The organism is Psychromonas aquimarina ATCC BAA-1526 (genome assembly GCF_000428725.1).
GTDB classification, from domain to species: Bacteria; Pseudomonadota; Gammaproteobacteria; order Enterobacterales; family Psychromonadaceae; genus Psychromonas; species Psychromonas aquimarina.
On sequence record NZ_KE386793.1, the window covers coordinates 106,491 to 125,008 of the forward strand.

Below are 18,518 nucleotides of genomic sequence, written 5' to 3' on the forward strand. Positions count from 1 at the left end.
TGTGTTGTAAAGGTGGTTAAAGAGTGTCTGGTTAAAAAATGTGAAGTTAGTTAAAGTTTTACTAAAATGTTGTTTTTAGTAAGCCGGATGTTTATCATTGACATAATATTTAATACTGAAAGGGACAGTTAATGGCTACGCTTAAAGAGATCGCAGAAGAAGCATCAGTATCACTAGCGACGGTATCAAGAGTGCTTAACGACGATCCGACGTTAAGTGTTAAACAGGAAACTAAACGTAAAGTATTGGAAATAGCTGAAAAACTGCAGTATAAAGCGGTCAGCGTCAGGAAGAGTAAGGTGTCGAAAATACGACAGCTGCGGTTTGCCGCTGTGTATACCTATCCCCAGGATATTGAATTCAGCGATCCTTATTATCTGTCTATTCGCCATGGTATTGAGACACAGTGTAATAAGCTTAATATCGAGCTGCTGAGTTATTATGATGCTCAGGTTAGTGAAGTTGACAGCGGGGTTGACGGTGTTTTAATCATCGGCCGTTTACAGCCGGACAGTCTGCACAAGCTGACTGATATTACTCCGCACCTGCTGTATATTGATTACAGTGATCCGCACAAAAAAATTGACTGTGTTGATGTAGATCTGCAGCAGATTAGTATTGATGTACTTAATTTCTTTGCAGATCAAGGCTATAAAAGAGTAGGTTTTATCGGTGGTCAGGACAATATCGGTGAGACTGATATCCGTGAACGTGCTTTTTGTGAATACGGCAGGCTCAACGGCATGGTTTGTGAGCAGGATGTTTACCGCGGTACTTTCAGCAGTTCATCGGGTTATAAAACTGCAAAAACTATGCTTAGCGGTGATTACCCGCCGGCCCTGTTTGTTGCCTCTGATTCAATTGCTATCGGGGTGCTGCGGGCGATTAATGAAAAAGGCTTATCTATTCCGGATGATATTGCGCTGATCAGTGTTAATGATATTCCTACGGCTAAGTTTGTTTTCCCTCCGTTGAGTACTTTCCATATTCATTCTGAACTGATGGGCGTTCAAGGAGTGAACATGCTGCTGGAACAGGAACGTGATCATCGAACTATTCCAGTCCGCTTGACTATCCCCTGTGAACTTAAGCTGCGCGGTACGACTAAAAAAAGCTAACCTATCGTTATCTGTTTACTGAAGGGATAGTGCATACTTATCCCTTTATTATGCCCGCAATCACTCCAGTCGCCTTTTATAATAACGGCTGCACACACATCTACATACTGCTTGATCACTACGACTCCATTTGCAGTCCACTGCAGCTTATCGGCCTGTTTTATAACTGTTTGATTTAAAAAAGTCCTGAAAAATAGTTTGTGACTATCTTCACGGAAAGTGTTTGTTTATATGTTATTTAGTAAAGTTTTTACTAAACTGCGTGGCGTTAACTAACAATTCCGGACCATAATGCTGAATCCCTGTTTTCAGCAGTTGTTTGTAACCTTAAAAAACAAAAACGGCAATATTGTTGAGATTATCCGCACTGTGCTGGGTTCCGTGATATTAATATTTGCCCGTTTTATAATTCAATTTAAGAGTAGTGGAGAACTATATGTCTACAATACGTGGGACCATTGGTAAATTCGCCCTGTTGTCGATGACTTTTGCTGCGGTTTACAGCTTTAACAACGTCATTAACAATAATATAGAAATAGGCTTATCTTCTGCGCCCATGTTCTTTATTGCTACCCTGATTTACTTTATTCCGTTTTGTTTGATTATTGCTGAATTCGTGGCTTTAAATAAAAATTCTGAAGCCGGCGTTTATGCCTGGGTTAAAAGCTCCTTAGGCGGCCGCTGGGCATTTCTAGCCGCCTACACCTACTGGTTTGTTAACCTGTTTTTCTTTACCTCATTATTGCCGCGTGTTATTGCCTATGCCTCCTACGCCTTTATGGGTTATGAATATATTTTCACTCCGTGGGCAACAGCTCTTTTAAGTACACTGTTGTTTGCTTTTGCCACTTACGTTTCAACTAACGGTGCAAAAATATTAGGTCCGATTACTTCGCTAACGTCATCACTTATGCTGCTGCTGACGCTTTCATATATTGTACTTTCCGGTACTGCAGTACTTGGTGGTATTCAGCCGGCAGATCCTATTACTGTGGAAGCTGTTACCCCAACCTTAAACTGGGCATTTTTTGGTGTTACGGCATGGATCTTTATGGCGGCAGGCGGGGCTGAATCTGTCGCGGTATACGTCAATGATGTTAAAGGCGGTCATAAATCCTTTGTTAAAGTTATTATTATTGCCGGTATCTTTATCGGTGCACTGTACTCAATATCATCACTACTTATCAACGTATTTGTAGTTCGTGAAGAGTTAAATTACACAGGGGGATCGGTACAAGTTTTTGAAGGTTTAGCAAATTACTACGGCCTGTCTGAAATAATGGTTAACCGCGTGGTTGGTGTTGTTTCATTTACCGCAATGTTTGGTTCATTATTAATGTGGACAGCAACGCCGGTTAAAATCTTTTTCTCTGAAATTCCCAAAGGGATCTTTGGTGAGAAAACGGTAGCACTTAATAAAAACGGTGTGCCGGCACGAGCCGCATGGGCACAGTTCTTTATTGTTATCCCGCTACTGATTATTCCAATGCTTGGCTCAGAGACAGCCCAAGACCTTATGAGTACGGTGATAAACATGACGGCTGCTGCATCAATGCTTCCGCCTTTGTTCATTATGCTGGCTTATTTTAATCTACGTTTGAAACTAGATCATCTTCCTCGTGATTTTAAAATGGGCTCTCGTATTACTGGTATCGCACTTGTTTCAGTACTAATAGGCATATTCACGATCGGCTTCCTTGCATCAACCTTCCCGACCGGCGGCAATATTGCAATGATACTGCTGTATAACGTCGGCGGTATCGTGGTCTTCTTAGGATTTGCATGGTGGAAATACAATAAATATGAAGACTCACTTTCTGAAGAGGAGAGGCAGAAACAGGCAGAAGCCTCAGTTGCTTAACTCGGTGTGTTAGCCTGATAATAAAAAACCGCATTATAAAATGCGGTTTTTTTGTATCAGCTTTAAACTTGTCCCAAACTGCCTTTAAAGTCCTGGTAGCCGAACTCATTTAATAAATCTATGCCGCCGTTTACTCGTTTATAATAAATACTCGGCATTTTCAGGCCGTTAAACCAGTTAAGTTTCACCATGGTATAACCGGCGGAGTCCATTAAATGCAGTTTCTGACCGATCTCAAGCGGCTGCTCGAACTGCGTTTCGCAGAACTGATCCCCCGCTAAACATGAGCATGAGCCGATCACATAGGGAAATTTCCCCTGCTCTGAAGCTTCACGAACCGAAGCCGGTTCATTATAGATTAAGGTGTCTAAGCGGTGTGCTTCTGTTGCGCTGTCTACAATCGCAGTTTTCTTCTCATTCTCAACAATATCAATTACGCTGACGACTAAGTCGGTAGTGCGGGTAATAATCGCTTCACCGGGCTCTAAATACAGCTGAATATTATGTTTTTCACTAAAGGCTTTTAATGCCAGCCCTAGTTTTTCAATCGGGTAACCAGGGTAGGTAAAAAAGATACCGCCGCCTAAACTTAACCAGCTAAGTTTATTCAGATATTCAGCAAACGTTGTCGATATATAATCTAAAATCGCAATAAAGGCATCAACATCTTTGTTTTCACAATTCATATGAAACATAAAACCATCAACTTTATCGGCTACGGAAATATCAAGCAGATCCTGTTTTACGCCTAAACGTGAATACGGGCGAGCAGGGTTAGCTAAATCCTGTCCGGCAGCACTGCGCTCCGGATTAATACGCAGACCTAATGAGGCGCTGTGTGCACATGAGCTGTAGTGCGCTTCAAGCTGCGATAACGAGTTGAAGATGATTTTATCGGCCAGCGGTTTAACTGTTTCGATATCCGTTTTTGAATAACCGACGCTGTAAGCATGTGTTTCACCACCAAAAGTTTCATGGCCTAATTTTACTTCATAGGGGCCGGAGCTGGTGGTGCCGTCTAAATAAGGCTTGATGGTATCGAAGGTGCCCCAGGTTGAAAAACATTTTAATGCCAGTACCAGTTTCGCCCCGGAAATTTCTTTAAGCAGTTTGGCTTTTTCTAGATTTTCAATGAGTTTTGTTTCATTGATCATAAAGTAGGGGGTATTCAGGTTAGTTTCATTAATCGTCATAGGGGAATCTTTCTGCTGCTTGATAAATAAAAATAAGGCGAAGAGTCTGATCTTCGCCTTAAGTTGTCTGCTTAACGGGTGATTAAGCTTGTAACTCTTGAACCTGCCAGCTTAGACCGATACGCGGCATCAGATCTAAGAAGTGATCCGGATTGAGCTGCTCAACATTATACAGGCCTACATCGCTCCATTTATTCTGGAAGTAAAGCAGGGCTGCTGTAATTGCCGGTACACCTGTGGTGTAAGAGATAGCCTGATGTTCAACTTCAATATACGACTCTTTATGGTCACAAATATTGTAGATAAAGACACTTTTTGCTTTACCCTCTTTTTTACCGCGAACCCAGGTACCGATACAGGTTTTACCCGTATAACCCGGTGCAAGAGAAGTCGGATCCGGCAGCATCGCTTTTAATACTTTCAGCGGTTCAACGGTAATACCGTCAACGGTAGTGACCGGTTCAACATTTAATAAACCGATATCACGCATTACGTTAAAGTAGTTCAGGTAAGTATCAGAGAAGCCCATCCAGAATTCGATACGTTTAGCTGGGATATATTCAGCCATTGAACGTACTTCATCGTGTGCCATTGAGTATACTTTCTGTTTGCCGACTACCGGGAAATCAAATTCCATCATACGGCTGTGACAAGGTACAGATTTCCACTCCTGGTTCTCGTAGTAGAAGGAATCACCCTGGATTTCTAACATATTGGTTTCAGGATCAAAGTTAGTAGCAAATTTCTGACCGTGGTCACCGGCATTGACATCCATAACATCAATGCTGTCAATCTCATCAAACAGATGTTTATGTGCATAAGTGGCAAATACGCTTACTACGCCCGGATCAAAACCCGCACCTAAAATACCTGTGATACCCGCTTCTTTAAAGCGCTCTGCAAATGCCCATTGCGGATCGTATGCTTCCGGTACCTGCTGGCCGGGACTGCATAAATCAGTGGCAACAGAAGTATCAAGGTAGGCTGTTTTAGTCTGTACACAGGCTTCCATAATTGCCACATTTACCCAGGGAGGACCGGCGTTAATTAACAGATCCGGTTTTACCTGGTTGATTAGTGCCACTAATGCTTCAACATTATCTGCATCAACTTTTAATGCTTCAAGTTTCTTAGTGCTGTCTTTAAGGTTATTACGGCCTTTAATCGAGGTAATGATCTTTTCACACTTCGAAACTGTACGCGAAGCGATAGTGATATCACCGAATACATCATTGTTTTGAGCACATTTATGAGCAATAACCCAGCCGACGCCGCCGGCGCCAATTTGTAATACAGACATGTTATAAAGCCTTATTAGTTAGTAATTTTGCTTGAGATTCGATTTTTGCAAATAACGAATCAAAATCGCTTAATGTTAAACACGGGTTTAACAGGGTAAATTTCAGATACAGTCTGCCGTCAACCTTAGTTTCTGCGATAACCGCATCGCCGCTGGTTAACAGCTGCAGACGTAATGTCTGGTGCAGTTGATTGAACTCAGCAGTGCTAAGTGAACCTTGATACTGGCTGCTTAAACGGAATAAAACCGTTGACAACAGGGGCTCACAACACAGTTCAAAATGATCATTGTTTTTGACTGAGTCTGCAACCTGAGCGGTTAGTTCGATTAATTTATCGTACATTTCACCGAGAGTCTGTGCGCCGACACTTTTCAGGGTCATAAACATTTTCAGGGCATCAAAACGCTTGGTGGTGGCGATACTTTTATCAACCAGGTTAGGCAGTTCATCACCTTCGCGGTTAAGATAATCGGCATGATAAAGCAGACTGTTAAAGTTGCTTTTATCCTTGACCAGCAGCGCGCCGCAGCTGATTGTCTGATAAAAAAGTTTATGAAAATCAACACTGACCGAATCGGCAGACTCAATACCTTTAAGGCGGGATTTGTGTTTCTGACTAAGCATTAACGCGCCGCCGTAGGCACCGTCAATATGACTCCAAAGCCCATACTGCCGACAGAGAGTAACAATACTGTGCAGATCATCAATTGCGCCGTGATCGGTTGTGCCCGCTGTTGCAACAACGGCAATCGGCAGCAGATCCTGTGCAGATAAAGCTTCAATAGTCAGCTGCAGCTCGTCAATATCCATCTGCCCCTGCTGATTGGTTTTAACACAAACCACAGCGCGTTCACCTAGTCCCATTAATGAGGCTGACTTCTGCACGGTAAAATGACTTTTATCCGAGCAGATAATACGCATTTTATGACCGTATTCAGGAAGACCGTCCTGCTGGATGTTATGCTGAGAGTGAGTGTTTGCAAACCAGTCTCGGGCTAATAACAGTCCCATTAAATTGCTTTGCGTGCCGCCGCTGGTAAATACACCGTCAGCATCGCTCCCCAAGGAGTAAGTCTGCACTAACCAGTCAACAATAAACTGTTCAAGGAAAGTCGCACTCGATGCCTGATCCCAGGAATCCATTGACTGGTTAAGCGCCGCAATATAAAACTCCGCCATTACCGATGAGATTAACGGCGGGGTATGCAGATGTGCAATACAGTGCGGGTGCTGCACCATAATTGAGTTTTTAGCAATTAAGCTGTTAGTCAGCTTTATCACTTTCTCAAGCGGTTCAACTTGAGAAAGATCGCTGCTGTAAATTGCTTCTTTTAACGCACTGGGCGCTAGACCTGAATAAGGTTTGTCACAGTCGGCAAACAGTGTTTTGATATTTTCTAAGGTCAGTGAGCCGGCTTGTTCGAAGCTCTGGTTATTACCCGCACCTGTTTGAATAAAGTGCGCTGACCATGGTGAATTTGAAAAGTTCACAATATTTAGTCCTGAGTGCTTTCAATTGCGGCTTTAACTGTCTCTGCCACAAAGTTAATTTGTGTTTCACTGATGATCAATGGCGGTAAAAAGCGCAATACAGCCCCTTTCCGGCCGCCTTTCTCTATGATCAGACCGCGCTCTAATGCCGCGCGCTGAATTAATGCTGCACGTGCAGGATCACTGACCGGTCGGCCGAGAGAGTCAAATTCGCCGGCTTTAACGATTTCAATGCCGCACATCAAACCGCGGCCGCGTACTTCTGCAATGCAGTCACTAGAAAGCTGAATTTCACGCAGTAAAGAGCGCAGCTGCTTACCGCGCTGCTTAGCATTATCGGCCAGGTTATCACGCTGAATAATCTCTAATGTTTTAGCACCGCTGGCCATTGCCAGCTGATTGCCGCGGAATGTTCCCGTATGTTCACCGGCATTCCAGCAGTCAAACTTTTTATGGTAAAGAATAATAGACATCGGCATACCGCCGCCGACAGCTTTGGATAAAACCAGAATATCCGGTTCAATGCCGGCTTCTTCAAAAGCAAAGTTATCGCCGCTGCGGCCGATACCACACTGAATTTCATCAAAGATCAGCAGGATACCGTGTTCACTGGTAATGCGGCGCAGTTCCTGGAGCCATAGTGTTGGTGCCGGTATTACGCCGCCTTCGCCCTGAATAGGTTCAACAATAACTGCAGCTGGTTTAGTGATACCGCTTTCGTCGTCATTCAGTACTGATTCAATATAACGAATGCTCTGCTTAGCGCCTTCAATACCGCCTAATCCAAAGCTGCAGCGCAGGCTGTACGGGAACGGAAAAAAATGTACATCAGACATTAAACCGCTGCGTCGGCTTTTAGCGCCAAGATTACCCGTTAAAGCCAGCGAGCCGTTAGTCATGCCGTGGTAAGCACCATGGAAAGAGACCATGGTATTACGTTTGGTATAAAGTTTGGCAAGTTTAATAGATGCTTCCACAGCATCTGCACCGGAAGGACCGCAGAACTGAATACGTGCATTTTTAGCAAAATTAGCCGGTAAAAACTGCATAACTGATTTAATAAAATCATCTTTAGCCGGCGTAGTCAGATCTAAGGTCTGATAAGGCCCCCCCTGATTCAGCTGTGCGATCATCACCTGATTAATTTCGTTATGGTTATAACCAAGCGGCAGGGCACCTGCACCGGCAAGACAGTCCAGATAGATCTGACCTTTAGTATCTTCGATAATCACGCCGCGTGTACTCTTAATTGCGATCGGCAGTCTACGCGGGTAAGAGCGAACTTCAGACTCGTAATGCTCCTGACTTAATAAGATGTTATCCGGAGTCAGGTCGTATAACTCAGTAACTAAAGGGATCTCTTGATCATCTGAAAGGCAAGTTTCAGGCGCTAAATTGAGGACGTTTTGCATAACGGGATCCTAAAAATATAAGGGTAACCATAAAAATGGAACTAAATGTTGTATTGTCCCTTAAAAAGGGAGAGTCACTTTAAAAGTGAAGTTTTAACTGAGGGGTAACCGTATAGTTCACGGTTCAGTAGCATAATCTGCTGAGGTGTAATATGAGACAAAAAGTTCGTTAATACTGATAAACAGCAGCTTAACAACGTGATTAGATAAGATAAAAATAGACATAATATCACGCTCCTATAGGCTGCGTTAAAATCAATGATTCGGACATAATTGGCGCGCATTCTATCATCGTTTTTTGGACAGGCAAGTGTAAAAAACAATAAAATAAGGTGAAGCAGCATAACCTGCTGATTTTAAGTTAATAATATTGGTTAATGTCGGATAATTGAACGATGCGTTGAATTGTTGTTCATAATCACCCTGCTTCAAAATAATGACGAGCAATACTGTTCAACAGTATTCTATTCCGTTAAAATTTAAAAATTATGACCAAGATGTTTGGATATATCGTTAATTAAAAGGCAGTACATAGTGGCTAACAATAAACAAGTTTTAGTTGTTGATGATGATCGAGCAATTCGCGAATTATTAGCTGAGTATTTATCAAAGAACAACTTCAATGTGATCACCGCAGAAGACGGTATTGAAATGGATCTGCGTTTATTGTCTAACAGCCCTGATTTAATTATTTTAGATATTATGCTGCCCGGTGATGATGGTTTTGCTTTGTGTCAGCGTATCCGTCAAACATCAAATGTGCCGATTATCATGTTAACCGCTAACTCCGATGAAATGGACCGGGTACTGGGGCTGGAAATTGGCGCAGATGATTATATCGCCAAACCCTTTAGTCCAAGAGAGTTACTGGCGCGCATTAAAGCATTATTAAGACGCACCTTATTTGTAAGCACAGATAATCAGCCCCAGGAAAAACCGCGATTTTTAGTTTTTGCCGGCTGGAAACTCGATACCCGCCAGCATAATTTACTGGATCAGCATGATCAGGTTATTGCGCTGACCGGTGCTGATTATCAGCTGCTGATGTTATTTTTAGAAAGCCCTAATCAGCCGATCTCTCGTGATCAGATCTGTCAGGCCCTGCATGGACGTGATGCATTTGCTAATGAACGTGGTATTGATGTACACCTAAGTCGTTTACGGCAAAGCCTGGGTGATGACGCCAAGTCACCTAAAATTATTAAAACTGTACGTGGTGCCGGTTATGTGTTTATTGCTGAAGTGACAGCTGAACAGTAATGGATAAAGCCTGGTTAAAAGGGCATCTGCATTTTTAATTCTCAGGTGTTCGAAATGGATTAACCGGCTGCTAATATGTGAGTGTATCTATTTTAGTGGCCCGCTGGTTTTATTCAAAATATCCAATGATGGTAAAATTTAATGAATTATTTTCGTCTTCTGTTTCGTTCATTGATTTCAAGAATGTTACTGCTCACTATGCTTTCAGTTATTGTTGCACAGACGATCAGCAGTTTTTTCTGGGTAAACCAGTTTGCAGAAAGTGAAGAAAAATCTGTTCTGCTTAATGCAAACAATCTCGCTGAGAACGCCTTAAGTACCATCTCATTTTTTCAGGATTTACCCCTGCAGTATCGTCATCTCGTTTTGGAGCAGTTACGGGATTTAGGCGGCAGCCGTTTTTTTGTTTCATTAAACAGCGAAAAAATAAATATTAATCCGATACCCGACAGCCCTCTAAAAAATGAAGTGCTTTCAACAGTGGAAAACGTATTAAGACGGCGAATTCCCGAAGCTAATAAACTGGTTATTGAATTTTCTCATCCCGATGATCTGCATGTATTGAAGAATGATATTTTATTAAAAGATCTGCCTCCTTCCTGGGGAGCATATACCTTGATTATTCCTTCGGTAAAGCCGCCTATTTTAGTGCTGCAGATAGAAATGGCTGAGCAGGAGTGGTTATATTTAGCCGCAATTCTGCCGCCGCCGTATCTGTTGTCAGAAAAATCACTTATTTCTGCCCAGCAGGTGGTTAATTTGATGTTTACCACTGCACTTCTGCTTATTTTTATTTACCTGCTTTTTTATAAGCAGACTAAACCGCTGCAGGAATTAGCCATGTCTGTCTCTGAAATGAGTATTGACCTGGATCAGAAGCCGCTTAAAGAGCAGGGGGCCTCCGAAATAGTGGCCGCCACGCGGGCGTTTAACCGTATGCAGCAGAAACTGCAGCGTTATATCCAGGATAGAGAAATTTTATTTCGCTCTATTTCCCATGATTTAAAAACCCCGATTACACGTTTACGCTTACGGGCAGAGCTGCTGGACAGTGAGGAGCAGACAGAGTCGTTTAATCATGATTTAGATGATCTGGAAATGCTTGTGAAAGGGGCTCTGCAGACGGTTAAAGATACTGATATACATGAAAATATTCAGGAAGTTGATGTGCTTAAATTATTGGAGCAGATCAGCAGTTCACAGCCTGATAATATAAAGATCATTGCTAAAAAGGTCGGCTTATATCGCGGCAAACCCTTAGCTTTAAAACGCTGCCTGGCTAATCTGATTGATAATGGAGTTAAATACGGCGGCTGGGTACAGGTTTATATTGTTGACAGTGCGGAAAGCCTGCAGATTGTTATTCAGGATAACGGGCCGGGTATTCCCGCTGACGAGCTGGATAAGATTTTTGTTCCCTACCGCCGCCTGCATGATGATGAATATGGTTATGGTTTAGGTCTGGGGATCTCACGAAATATCATTCATGCACATAACGGGCAGCTGCATCTGCTTAATCGGGATCAGGGCGGATTAGAGGTCATTATTACCCTGCCGAGAATTTACAAGTCAACATTAGTATAAAGTGATAGTTCAGCCATGAAAAAATCGATTTTATTTTTACCTTTAGTTTTCAGCATTAACAGCTATGCAGCTTCCATGGAAGTACTGCACTGGTGGACAGCTGCCGGTGAGTATGAATCACAGCAGGTGCTGGAAAATTCATTGTTAGATGCACAGATTAAACTGCGTAATTTTGCCATTGTCGGTGAAGGCGGTGACAGTGCGATTCGGGTTCTGCAGATGCGTGCTTTATCCGGTAATCCGCCGGATGCCGCGCAGATTAAAGGGCCGGATATCGGCGAGTGGACAAAAGTTGGTATGCTGGAAGAGGTTGGGAGTATTATTGATACCAGCTCCTGGGCAGAGATTCTGCCGCAGACTGTGCGTGATACGATCAGCTTTAACGGACACTATATGGCTGTTCCGGTGAATATTCACCGGGTTAACTGGTTATGGTTAAATAAAAAAATATTTGAGCAGCTTAAACTACCGGTCCCCGTCACCTGGGATGACTTTTTTGCCGCTGCTGATAAAATTAAAGCTGCCGGGTACATCCCCTTAGCGCACGGCGGTACCGCATGGCAGGACTCTTTATTATTTGAATCAATGGCGCTGTCTTTATTAGGCTCGGAAAAGTATATAAATGCCTTCGTTAAGCATGATCCGGCCGTCATTAACTCTCCGGAAATGATTGTTGTTTTTGAAAAATTCAAACGTCTTAAACCTTATACCGCTAAAGGCATGGTCGGCAAAGACTGGTTCCAGGCCAGTACATTACTGTCAACCGATAAGGCCGCTATGCAGTTTATGGGGGACTGGGCAAAAGGTATGTGGAATGCTTCGGGCAAAGCCGCCATGTCGGACTATTTATGTGTTGATGTGCCGGAGAGTGCGGGACTGTTCAGTTACAATATCGACAGTTTTGTGCTCTTTGAAAAGCATAATTTCTCTAATGAGAACAAAGTACAGTCTACTTTTGCGCAGACTCTGCTTTCGCCTAAATTCCAGACTGAGTTTAACTTAGCAAAGGGCTCAATCCCTGTTCGTAATGATATTCCAATGGAAAGTTTTGATAAGTGTGCGCAGAAGTCCTTCCAGGATTTTGCATCGAGTGAACTGGTTCCGTCATTTACCCAGAATTTAGCAAGCACCAGCCATGTGCAGAATATTATGACCAAAATCATCAGTAATTATTTTAATGATCCGAATGCGGATGCGGCTAAAACCGTTAAACGCCTCTCCTTAGCCCTGAGAGCTGTTAACTAAGGCGTATAAACTCTCTTTAACCAGGCAGGGTTTATGCTCGTTATCATTCAAAATGCAATAATCAGCAAGTCGTAAGGTGAGCAGATTCTAGGTGTGAAGGTGAAGATATAACGGGTATATGCGTTTCTTTAATAAACTTCCTATTCTAGATCTCTGCTTAGCGGGCTGCTGATCTGTCTGCCTTCTTATCTGCCGGGTATATCCAGCCAGGTTACTGCATCCCTGTAATGTAACAGCAGTCAGAACAAGTATTTGCTCGTTTATGCCGGCCAAAACCATCCTGTCTTAACATCTTGTTATTCAAGCATTTTGTGGCCGGCTTATAACATTCCGTTTAATCATTGGGTTTAAGTCAGACTGTTCGGCTGTTGAGCAGGCTTTGCTGAATATCTGCAGGCGGTATTGGGAGTTTGATGCTTTATGTTGAACAAGAGGTGAAATATAAAGGCTGGTTATTTAAGGGAAAGTAAGTCAGCTTGTAACAAGAGGAAAAAAGTAGAAGTTCAACAATAAAACGGAGAGCTAAATTGTGTGTGTAGAACTTCTACTGAAAAAATAAGGCTGGTGGCAAGCCAGCCTTATGAAACTTACTTATTTAGCAAGGTAAGTTTCCATATCTGTTTTAAGGTTATCAGATTTAGTACCGAAGATAGCTTGAACACCGTTACCAGAGATAACAACACCTGCAGCACCTAGTTTCTTAAGCTCAGCTTTGTCAACTAGCGCAATATCGTTAACACTGATACGTAGACGTGTAATACATGCATCTAAGTTTTCGATGTTAGCTTTACCACCGAATGCAGCTACAAGAAGAATAGACATTTCAGTATTATCAAGAGCAACTTCTTCTTCAAGGTCTTCATCTTCACGACCAGGAGTTTTAAGGTCTAGCGCTTTAATTACAACACGGAATAATGTGTAGTAAACAGCTGCGTAAATAATACCGATTACGATGAAGTAAATCAGTTTTTGAGAGTTAGCTGAAAGAACTAAGAAGTCAATTAAACCGTGTGAGAATGAAGTACCGTGTACCATACCCAGCATGTTAGTAACTACGAATGCAGAACCAGCAAGTAGAGCGTGCATTGCGTATAGTACTGGTGCTACGAATAGGAATGCAAATTCGATCGGCTCAGTAATACCTGTCAGGAATGAAGTTAACGCGGCAGATGCCATGATACCCATTACTTTAGCGCGGTTTTCCGGCTTAGCTGAATGTGCAATTGCGATTGCAGCAGCAGGAAGACCAAACATTTTGAACATGTAACCACCGGCTAGTTGACCGAAACCATTACCAGCTGCACGGGTTGCATCATCAGCAGACAGGTAACAAGTTAAAATACCGTTAAGCTGCTCGCCTGTTGCACTTGTACAAGAGCCTGCTTCAAAGAAGAAAGGAACGTTCCAGATATGGTGAAGACCGAATGGAATTAATGAACGCTCAACTACGCCGTAAATACCAAATGCAACCGTTGGGTTCTGGTGTGCAGCCCAGTCAGAGAATGCCGCGATGCCTGAACCAATTGGAGGCCAGATAACAGCAAGGATCGCACCCATAATGATAGCTGATAAGCCGGTCATAATTGGAACCGCACGTTTACCAGCAAAGAAACCTAAGTAGTCAGGTAATGTGATGTTGTAGAAACGGTTAAACATGGCTGCCGCAATACCACCTGCGATGATACCGCCTAGTACACCAGTGTTTGCACCAGGTGCTAATGTTTCAATTGTCTGCATCATGATGTAGTAACCTACAGCAGCGGCAAGACCGGCAACACCGTCATTTTTTGTAAAACCTAACGCAACACCAATGGCGAATAATAACGCCATGTTACCAAATACTGCACCACCGGCTTGTTCCATCAGTTGTGAAACAACTTCCGGTAATACGCTGAATTTAGCCGCACCGACACCCAGCAGAATACCGGCTATCGGTAATACTGATACAGGAAGCATTAATGACTTCCCGACTTTTTGTAAACTTCCAAACATACTCATAACAACTCTCCAGTTAGTTTTTCGAGGTAAAAAATCGAATATTTCAATTTATTTGCGCAGAGTATATACGGGAAGAAAGAAAAATCATGACGAAAGGATCACATTTACAAGTAAGTTACATTTGCTTACATAAATGCGCTTGTTGTTACTTTATGTTACAAAAATAAATTTGAAGATTCTTTTTTGTTGTTGTATTTATTTGTTTTTAAAGGGCTGGAGAGACTTTTCGAGAGAGAAAGTACAGTTTAGAACAAGTTAAAGCTCAGATAATCTGTAATCTGAGCTTTATTACCTTAATTGAGAAAAAGTTGTTAACCGCGTACAACCATCACTCTAAATTTACGTCCTTTGAGCTTTCCTTCACTTAACTTTTTAAAGGCTGTTTTAATACTGTCACGCTGCACGGCAACATAAGCCCAGTTATCTGAAACTTGTATTTTACCTACCTGTTCACCTTTAATACCATCCTGTCCGGTTAACGCGCCGACAATATCTCCGGGGCGGATTTTCTGTTTTTTGCCGCCTTCAATACGCATAGTAATCATGCTCGACTGTATCGGAGCTTTATCTAAAACATCGTATGACGGCAGTGATTCCGCTTCAATGATGCGGTCGAGGTAATCTTCCAGCAGGGCAACACGGTGGGACTCTTTGCTGCTGTAGAAAGAGAAAGCTAAACCTTTGCTGCCGGCTCGTCCGGTACGGCCGATACGATGTACATGAACTTCCTGGTCGTGGGCAATATGGTAGTTAAATACCGCGCTGAGGTTATCGATATCTAAACCGCGGGCCGCCACATCAGTTGCCACTAAAATACAGGCGCTTTTATTCGAGAAGCGGATTAATGCCTGGTCGCGGTCTTTCTGCTCTAAATCACCGTGCAGGGCAATGGCACTGAAACCGCGGTTGCTAAGTTCCTCTGCCACTTCCTGCACTTCACGTTTGGTATTACAAAACACCACGGAAGATTCAGGCTGGTACTGCTGCAGTAATAAACGCAGGGCGATCATACGGTCTTCGTTGTTGTCTACTTTATAAAAGCGCTGTGCAATGATGCTGTTATCATGTTTTGCTTCAGCTTTGACCATAACAGGATCAAGCATAATACGTCTGGCGATATTATTAATCTGCTCAGGAAAAGTGGCGCTGAATAACAGGGTCTGACGCTTTTTGGGCGCCTGGTCGATAATCGCATCAATAGAGTCCTGAAAGCCCATTTCCAGCATGCGGTCAGCTTCGTCCAGTACTAATACCTGTAAGTCATCTAAATTAAGTGTGCCTTTACGCAGGTGATCTTCAATTCGTCCCGGTGTGCCGACAATAATATGCGCACCGTGCTCTAGGGAGCCTATCTGCGGGCCGAAAGGGACACCGCCGCAGAGGGTCAGTACTTTTATATTATGAATAGTACGCGCCAGTCTGCGCATCTCTTTACCCACCTGATCGGCAAGTTCGCGGGTTGGACATAAAATCAGGGACTGAATACGAAAACGCTTAACGTTTAGTTTTTCTAACAGTCCTAAACCAAAAGCTGCGGTTTTACCTGAGCCGGTTTTACCCTGGGCAATGACATCTTTAGATGCTAAAACATGCGGTAAACTTTCCGCTTGAATAGGGGTCATTGTTTCATAACCTAATGATTCTAAATTCTTTAATAGGTCGGCATTTAACGCAAGCGTTGAAAAAGGAGATTGGCTCAAGATTTGGTCCTGTTAGATTACAAAAAAAGGAGGGTACAATAGCAGTTTGTGAACTGCTTCACAAAGACTGTGTGGTTTTTGTGAGTGCTGGACAACAAAAAAGGGTGCCCGCAGGCACCCTATATTATTTTATAGCGTCTTATAGCGCCGTCTAATAAAACACAGCGGTAATAATAGTATACTCAGCCAGCCCAGGGCACCGCCTCCGCCGCCGCCGCTGCTCGAATTATTGATCTGCGCCTGTATAATAAGATATTCAGCTAAAGACATCGGTTCAAAGGTGACATTATTAAGGTATCCCTGATCCAGTAAATTTGAGATATTTCCGTCCTTTTCGAAGCTCCACAGCAGCGTGTTTTCCGCCTGATCTAAATAAAAATAATTTTTTTGGAAAGTGCTGTTGCTGCCGGAGAGAGCCTGTTTTTCTTCACCGTTAATATACAGACGTAAAACATCGTAGTTCGCTTCCGACTGTACAGCCCAGTCAAAAGTTAAACGTCCAGTGCCGCTGGCAACTGCTCTTAACAGACTTTTCTGATTATCACTGATACTGCCGCTCTGCAGGTAATCACCGCCGCTGTTGAGCTCCCAGGGAGAATGTCCGTTTGTGGTCCAGGTGATATTTGCCTCGACAAATCCGGCACTGGCTGCCAGGGCATCTGCATCTGTTAGCGGGAAACCGGTTAAACTGCGGGTGACGGGCGATGAGCCGGGCACATCACTGGAGATGGTAATGACAGCAGTGTCCATCGTTTCATCTTGAGGTGCGTAACTAATGCTTAAGCTGCAGCTGTCGCCTGCATCGATAGAGGTACAGGCTGAGGAATCAAAAGAGAAGTCAGCAGAGCCGCTTTTGGTGATATTCAGATTTGCATCACTGCTGGAATTATTATCGATAACAATAATCTGAGCTGTACTTTGAGAAACTTTTGTATCGCTGTATTCAAGGGAGCCCGTTACAGCAACTGCGCCGGTAGTGCTGTTGATCCAGTCCTGGTATAAAGCTAAACGGGTATAAGCACCCGGCGTTGTAGACGCGCAGCCGATCCCCCAGCTGGCAATACCTATCTGTTTCCAGGTACCTGCATCATCGATAACTAATGGGCCGCCGCTGTCTCCTTGACAGGAATCCTTGCCGCTGTTGGCAATACCCGCACAGACCATTTCAGAGGTATAATTTTTCCCTAGCGCACTTTCGCACACCGTATCGGTCTGCAGGGGAAGTTCAACATCCCTTAAAATAAAAGGGTAGTTAGGTGTAACGACTTCACCATAGGCATATCCAACGGTGGAGCCCCAGCCGATCGAAGTGACTTTACTCTGGCTGGATACTGCATTGATGGTGGCAGTGCTGCCTAGCGCATCGATTATAACCGGGCTGCTGATCGGCTGCTGCAGTTTTATTAATGCAATATCATTCGTTATGGCTGCCGCATCGTAATCAGGGTGGATATAAATTTTACTGACAGTGCTGGCCGCAGTTGCCGGCGATGAGTTGAGATTATATTCACCGACGGCCGCTGTAATTGAACTTGGTTTTTTCTGTACAGAGCCGTCAAACATACAGTGAGCGGCAGTTAGTACCCACTGGCTGTTTATTAGCGAACCGCCGCAGAAATGATTACCTGCACTTTTAATGCTGACCATCCACGGCCATTCACCAGCCTGACTCTCAGTTCCGCCGACAATGCGGGTGGAAATGCTCGGATCATCAGCCGCATTAACTGCAGGAGAAGCTGTTAATGCGGCTGATAAAGTCAGGGTTAACAGGGGGAAAAGTATTTTAGTCATCATTAATCCTTCAATCTTTAATCAAGTCCGTCGATTATGAGTATTATTAAACGCTAGATTTGAGGCGCATCATAATTTTCAGGCTGATCGCTATACACACATACATTATAGTCTTCAACCAGGCCGCTTTCTGCGACGCAGTGAGTTTCAAAGAAATTAACAATCTCTTTACGCTGGCAGTGTGCTTCAAAAGCGGCCTTATCGCGCCAGATTTCGTTAAATACGATAGGAAAACTGCTGCCCTCGGCAAAGTCATTTTGAATATGGCGTGTGACTAAGTATTGAATGCAGCCGTCTTCGCGCTGTGAATTCGGCTCTAGCGCCTGTAAAACTTCAAAAAGTTCATTTTGTTTACCAGCTTTTGCTTTGAACATCGCGATACAGTAGATTTTCTGAGACATGATTACCTTATTATATTTATTGAGTCTAAAGCGAGAGTATAAACAATTTATTAACGAATTTGTTGACCATCTCTGCGTTTTTTGAAGATACTGAAGTAGATGTTTTATGCCGGGTATTGCTCAACAAGGCGGTTTTGCAGCCGCCGTTGTTTTTATAAGTGAT

At 43.3% G+C, this 18,518-nt stretch carries 13 protein-coding genes; 5 read left to right on the plus strand and 8 right to left on the minus strand.

Going from position 1 to position 18,518, the window contains the following annotated elements; genetic code table 11:
- Window positions 1–131: 131 nt before the first annotated feature.
- On the plus strand, window positions 132–1,118 hold the full coding sequence (ebgR, locus tag G337_RS0123920; protein ID WP_028866091.1) for a transcriptional regulator EbgR: 987 nt from the start codon (window positions 132–134) through the stop codon (window positions 1,116–1,118).
- Window positions 1,119–1,554: 436 nt separating this feature from the next.
- Window positions 1,555–2,979 carry an amino acid permease gene (locus G337_RS0123930; RefSeq protein WP_028866092.1) on the plus strand — a complete coding sequence of 475 codons (1,425 nt, stop codon included), beginning with the start codon at window positions 1,555–1,557 and terminating at the stop codon, window positions 2,977–2,979.
- Between the two features lie 62 nt (window positions 2,980–3,041).
- On the opposite strand, the gene nspC is transcribed toward G337_RS0123930, so the two are convergent.
- The 4 genes from nspC to G337_RS29115 all read right to left on the minus strand — a co-directional run bounded on the left by nspC (window position 3,042) and on the right by G337_RS29115 (window position 8,376).
- Complete coding sequence (nspC, locus tag G337_RS0123935; RefSeq protein WP_028866093.1) at window positions 3,042–4,172, minus strand: carboxynorspermidine decarboxylase; 1,131 nt, start codon at window positions 4,170–4,172, stop codon at window positions 3,042–3,044.
- An 82-nt stretch (window positions 4,173–4,254) separates the two neighbouring features.
- Window positions 4,255–5,472: a carboxynorspermidine synthase gene (locus tag G337_RS0123940; RefSeq protein WP_028866094.1), complete on the minus strand. Its 1,218-nt coding sequence runs from the start codon at window positions 5,470–5,472 to the stop codon at window positions 4,255–4,257.
- A 1-nt stretch (window position 5,473) separates the two neighbouring features.
- Window positions 5,474–6,964 carry a pyridoxal phosphate-dependent decarboxylase family protein gene (locus G337_RS29110; protein ID WP_037028580.1) on the minus strand — a complete coding sequence of 497 codons (1,491 nt, stop codon included), beginning with the start codon at window positions 6,962–6,964 and terminating at the stop codon, window positions 5,474–5,476.
- A gap of 5 nt (window positions 6,965–6,969) precedes the next feature.
- Window positions 6,970–8,376, minus strand: a complete 1,407-nt coding sequence (locus G337_RS29115; protein ID WP_037028583.1) for a diaminobutyrate--2-oxoglutarate transaminase family protein — start codon at window positions 8,374–8,376, stop codon at window positions 6,970–6,972.
- Between the two features lie 534 nt (window positions 8,377–8,910).
- Here G337_RS29115 and G337_RS0123955 point away from each other — a divergent pair.
- The 3 genes from G337_RS0123955 to G337_RS0123965 all read left to right on the plus strand — a co-directional run bounded on the left by G337_RS0123955 (window position 8,911) and on the right by G337_RS0123965 (window position 12,465).
- A complete protein-coding gene (locus G337_RS0123955; RefSeq protein ID WP_028866095.1) occupies window positions 8,911–9,636 on the plus strand; it encodes a response regulator in 726 nt (241 codons plus the stop codon).
- A gap of 141 nt (window positions 9,637–9,777) precedes the next feature.
- The gene (locus G337_RS0123960; RefSeq protein ID WP_028866096.1) at window positions 9,778–11,220 is read left to right on the plus strand and encodes an ATP-binding protein; all 1,443 of its coding nucleotides are present in this window, start codon (window positions 9,778–9,780) and stop codon (window positions 11,218–11,220) included.
- A gap of 15 nt (window positions 11,221–11,235) precedes the next feature.
- On the plus strand, window positions 11,236–12,465 hold the full coding sequence (locus tag G337_RS0123965; RefSeq protein WP_028866097.1) for an ABC transporter substrate-binding protein: 1,230 nt from the start codon (window positions 11,236–11,238) through the stop codon (window positions 12,463–12,465).
- Between the two features lie 591 nt (window positions 12,466–13,056).
- Here G337_RS0123965 and ptsG read toward each other — a convergent pair.
- From ptsG to G337_RS0123985, 4 genes are all read right to left on the minus strand, one after another.
- Entirely contained in the window at window positions 13,057–14,463 is a 1,407-nt protein-coding gene (ptsG, locus tag G337_RS0123970) for a PTS glucose transporter subunit IIBC (protein ID WP_028866098.1), read from the minus strand.
- Between the two features lie 311 nt (window positions 14,464–14,774).
- Window positions 14,775–16,163 (minus strand): ATP-dependent RNA helicase DbpA, encoded by a 1,389-nt coding sequence (gene dbpA / locus G337_RS0123975; protein WP_028866099.1) that lies wholly within the window; start codon window positions 16,161–16,163, stop codon window positions 14,775–14,777.
- Between the two features lie 129 nt (window positions 16,164–16,292).
- A complete protein-coding gene (locus G337_RS0123980) occupies window positions 16,293–17,954 on the minus strand; it encodes a trypsin-like serine protease (RefSeq protein WP_028866100.1) in 1,662 nt (553 codons plus the stop codon).
- A gap of 53 nt (window positions 17,955–18,007) precedes the next feature.
- A complete protein-coding gene (locus tag G337_RS0123985) occupies window positions 18,008–18,355 on the minus strand; it encodes a putative quinol monooxygenase (protein WP_028866101.1) in 348 nt (115 codons plus the stop codon).
- Window positions 18,356–18,518: the final 163 nt, after the last annotated feature.

Bases quoted from the DNA above. Each gene is read 5' to 3' on its own strand.
- ebgR (WP_028866091.1), top strand. From the start codon at position 132: ATGGCTACGCTTAAAGAGATCGCAGAAGAAGCATCAGTATCACTAGCG.
- G337_RS0123930 (WP_028866092.1), top strand. From the start codon at position 1,555: ATGTCTACAATACGTGGGACCATTGGTAAATTCGCCCTGTTGTCGATG.
- nspC (WP_028866093.1), bottom strand. From the start codon at position 4,172: ATGACGATTAATGAAACTAACCTGAATACCCCCTACTTTATGATCAAT.
- G337_RS0123940 (WP_028866094.1), bottom strand. From the start codon at position 5,472: ATGTCTGTATTACAAATTGGCGCCGGCGGCGTCGGCTGGGTTATTGCT.
- G337_RS29115 (WP_037028583.1), bottom strand. From the start codon at position 8,376: ATGCAAAACGTCCTCAATTTAGCGCCTGAAACTTGCCTTTCAGATGAT.
- G337_RS0123960 (WP_028866096.1), top strand. From the start codon at position 9,778: ATGAATTATTTTCGTCTTCTGTTTCGTTCATTGATTTCAAGAATGTTA.
- G337_RS0123965 (WP_028866097.1), top strand. From the start codon at position 11,236: ATGAAAAAATCGATTTTATTTTTACCTTTAGTTTTCAGCATTAACAGC.
- ptsG (WP_028866098.1), bottom strand. From the start codon at position 14,463: ATGAGTATGTTTGGAAGTTTACAAAAAGTCGGGAAGTCATTAATGCTT.
- G337_RS0123980 (WP_028866100.1), bottom strand. From the start codon at position 17,954: ATGACTAAAATACTTTTCCCCCTGTTAACCCTGACTTTATCAGCCGCA.
- G337_RS0123985 (WP_028866101.1), bottom strand. From the start codon at position 18,355: ATGTCTCAGAAAATCTACTGTATCGCGATGTTCAAAGCAAAAGCTGGT.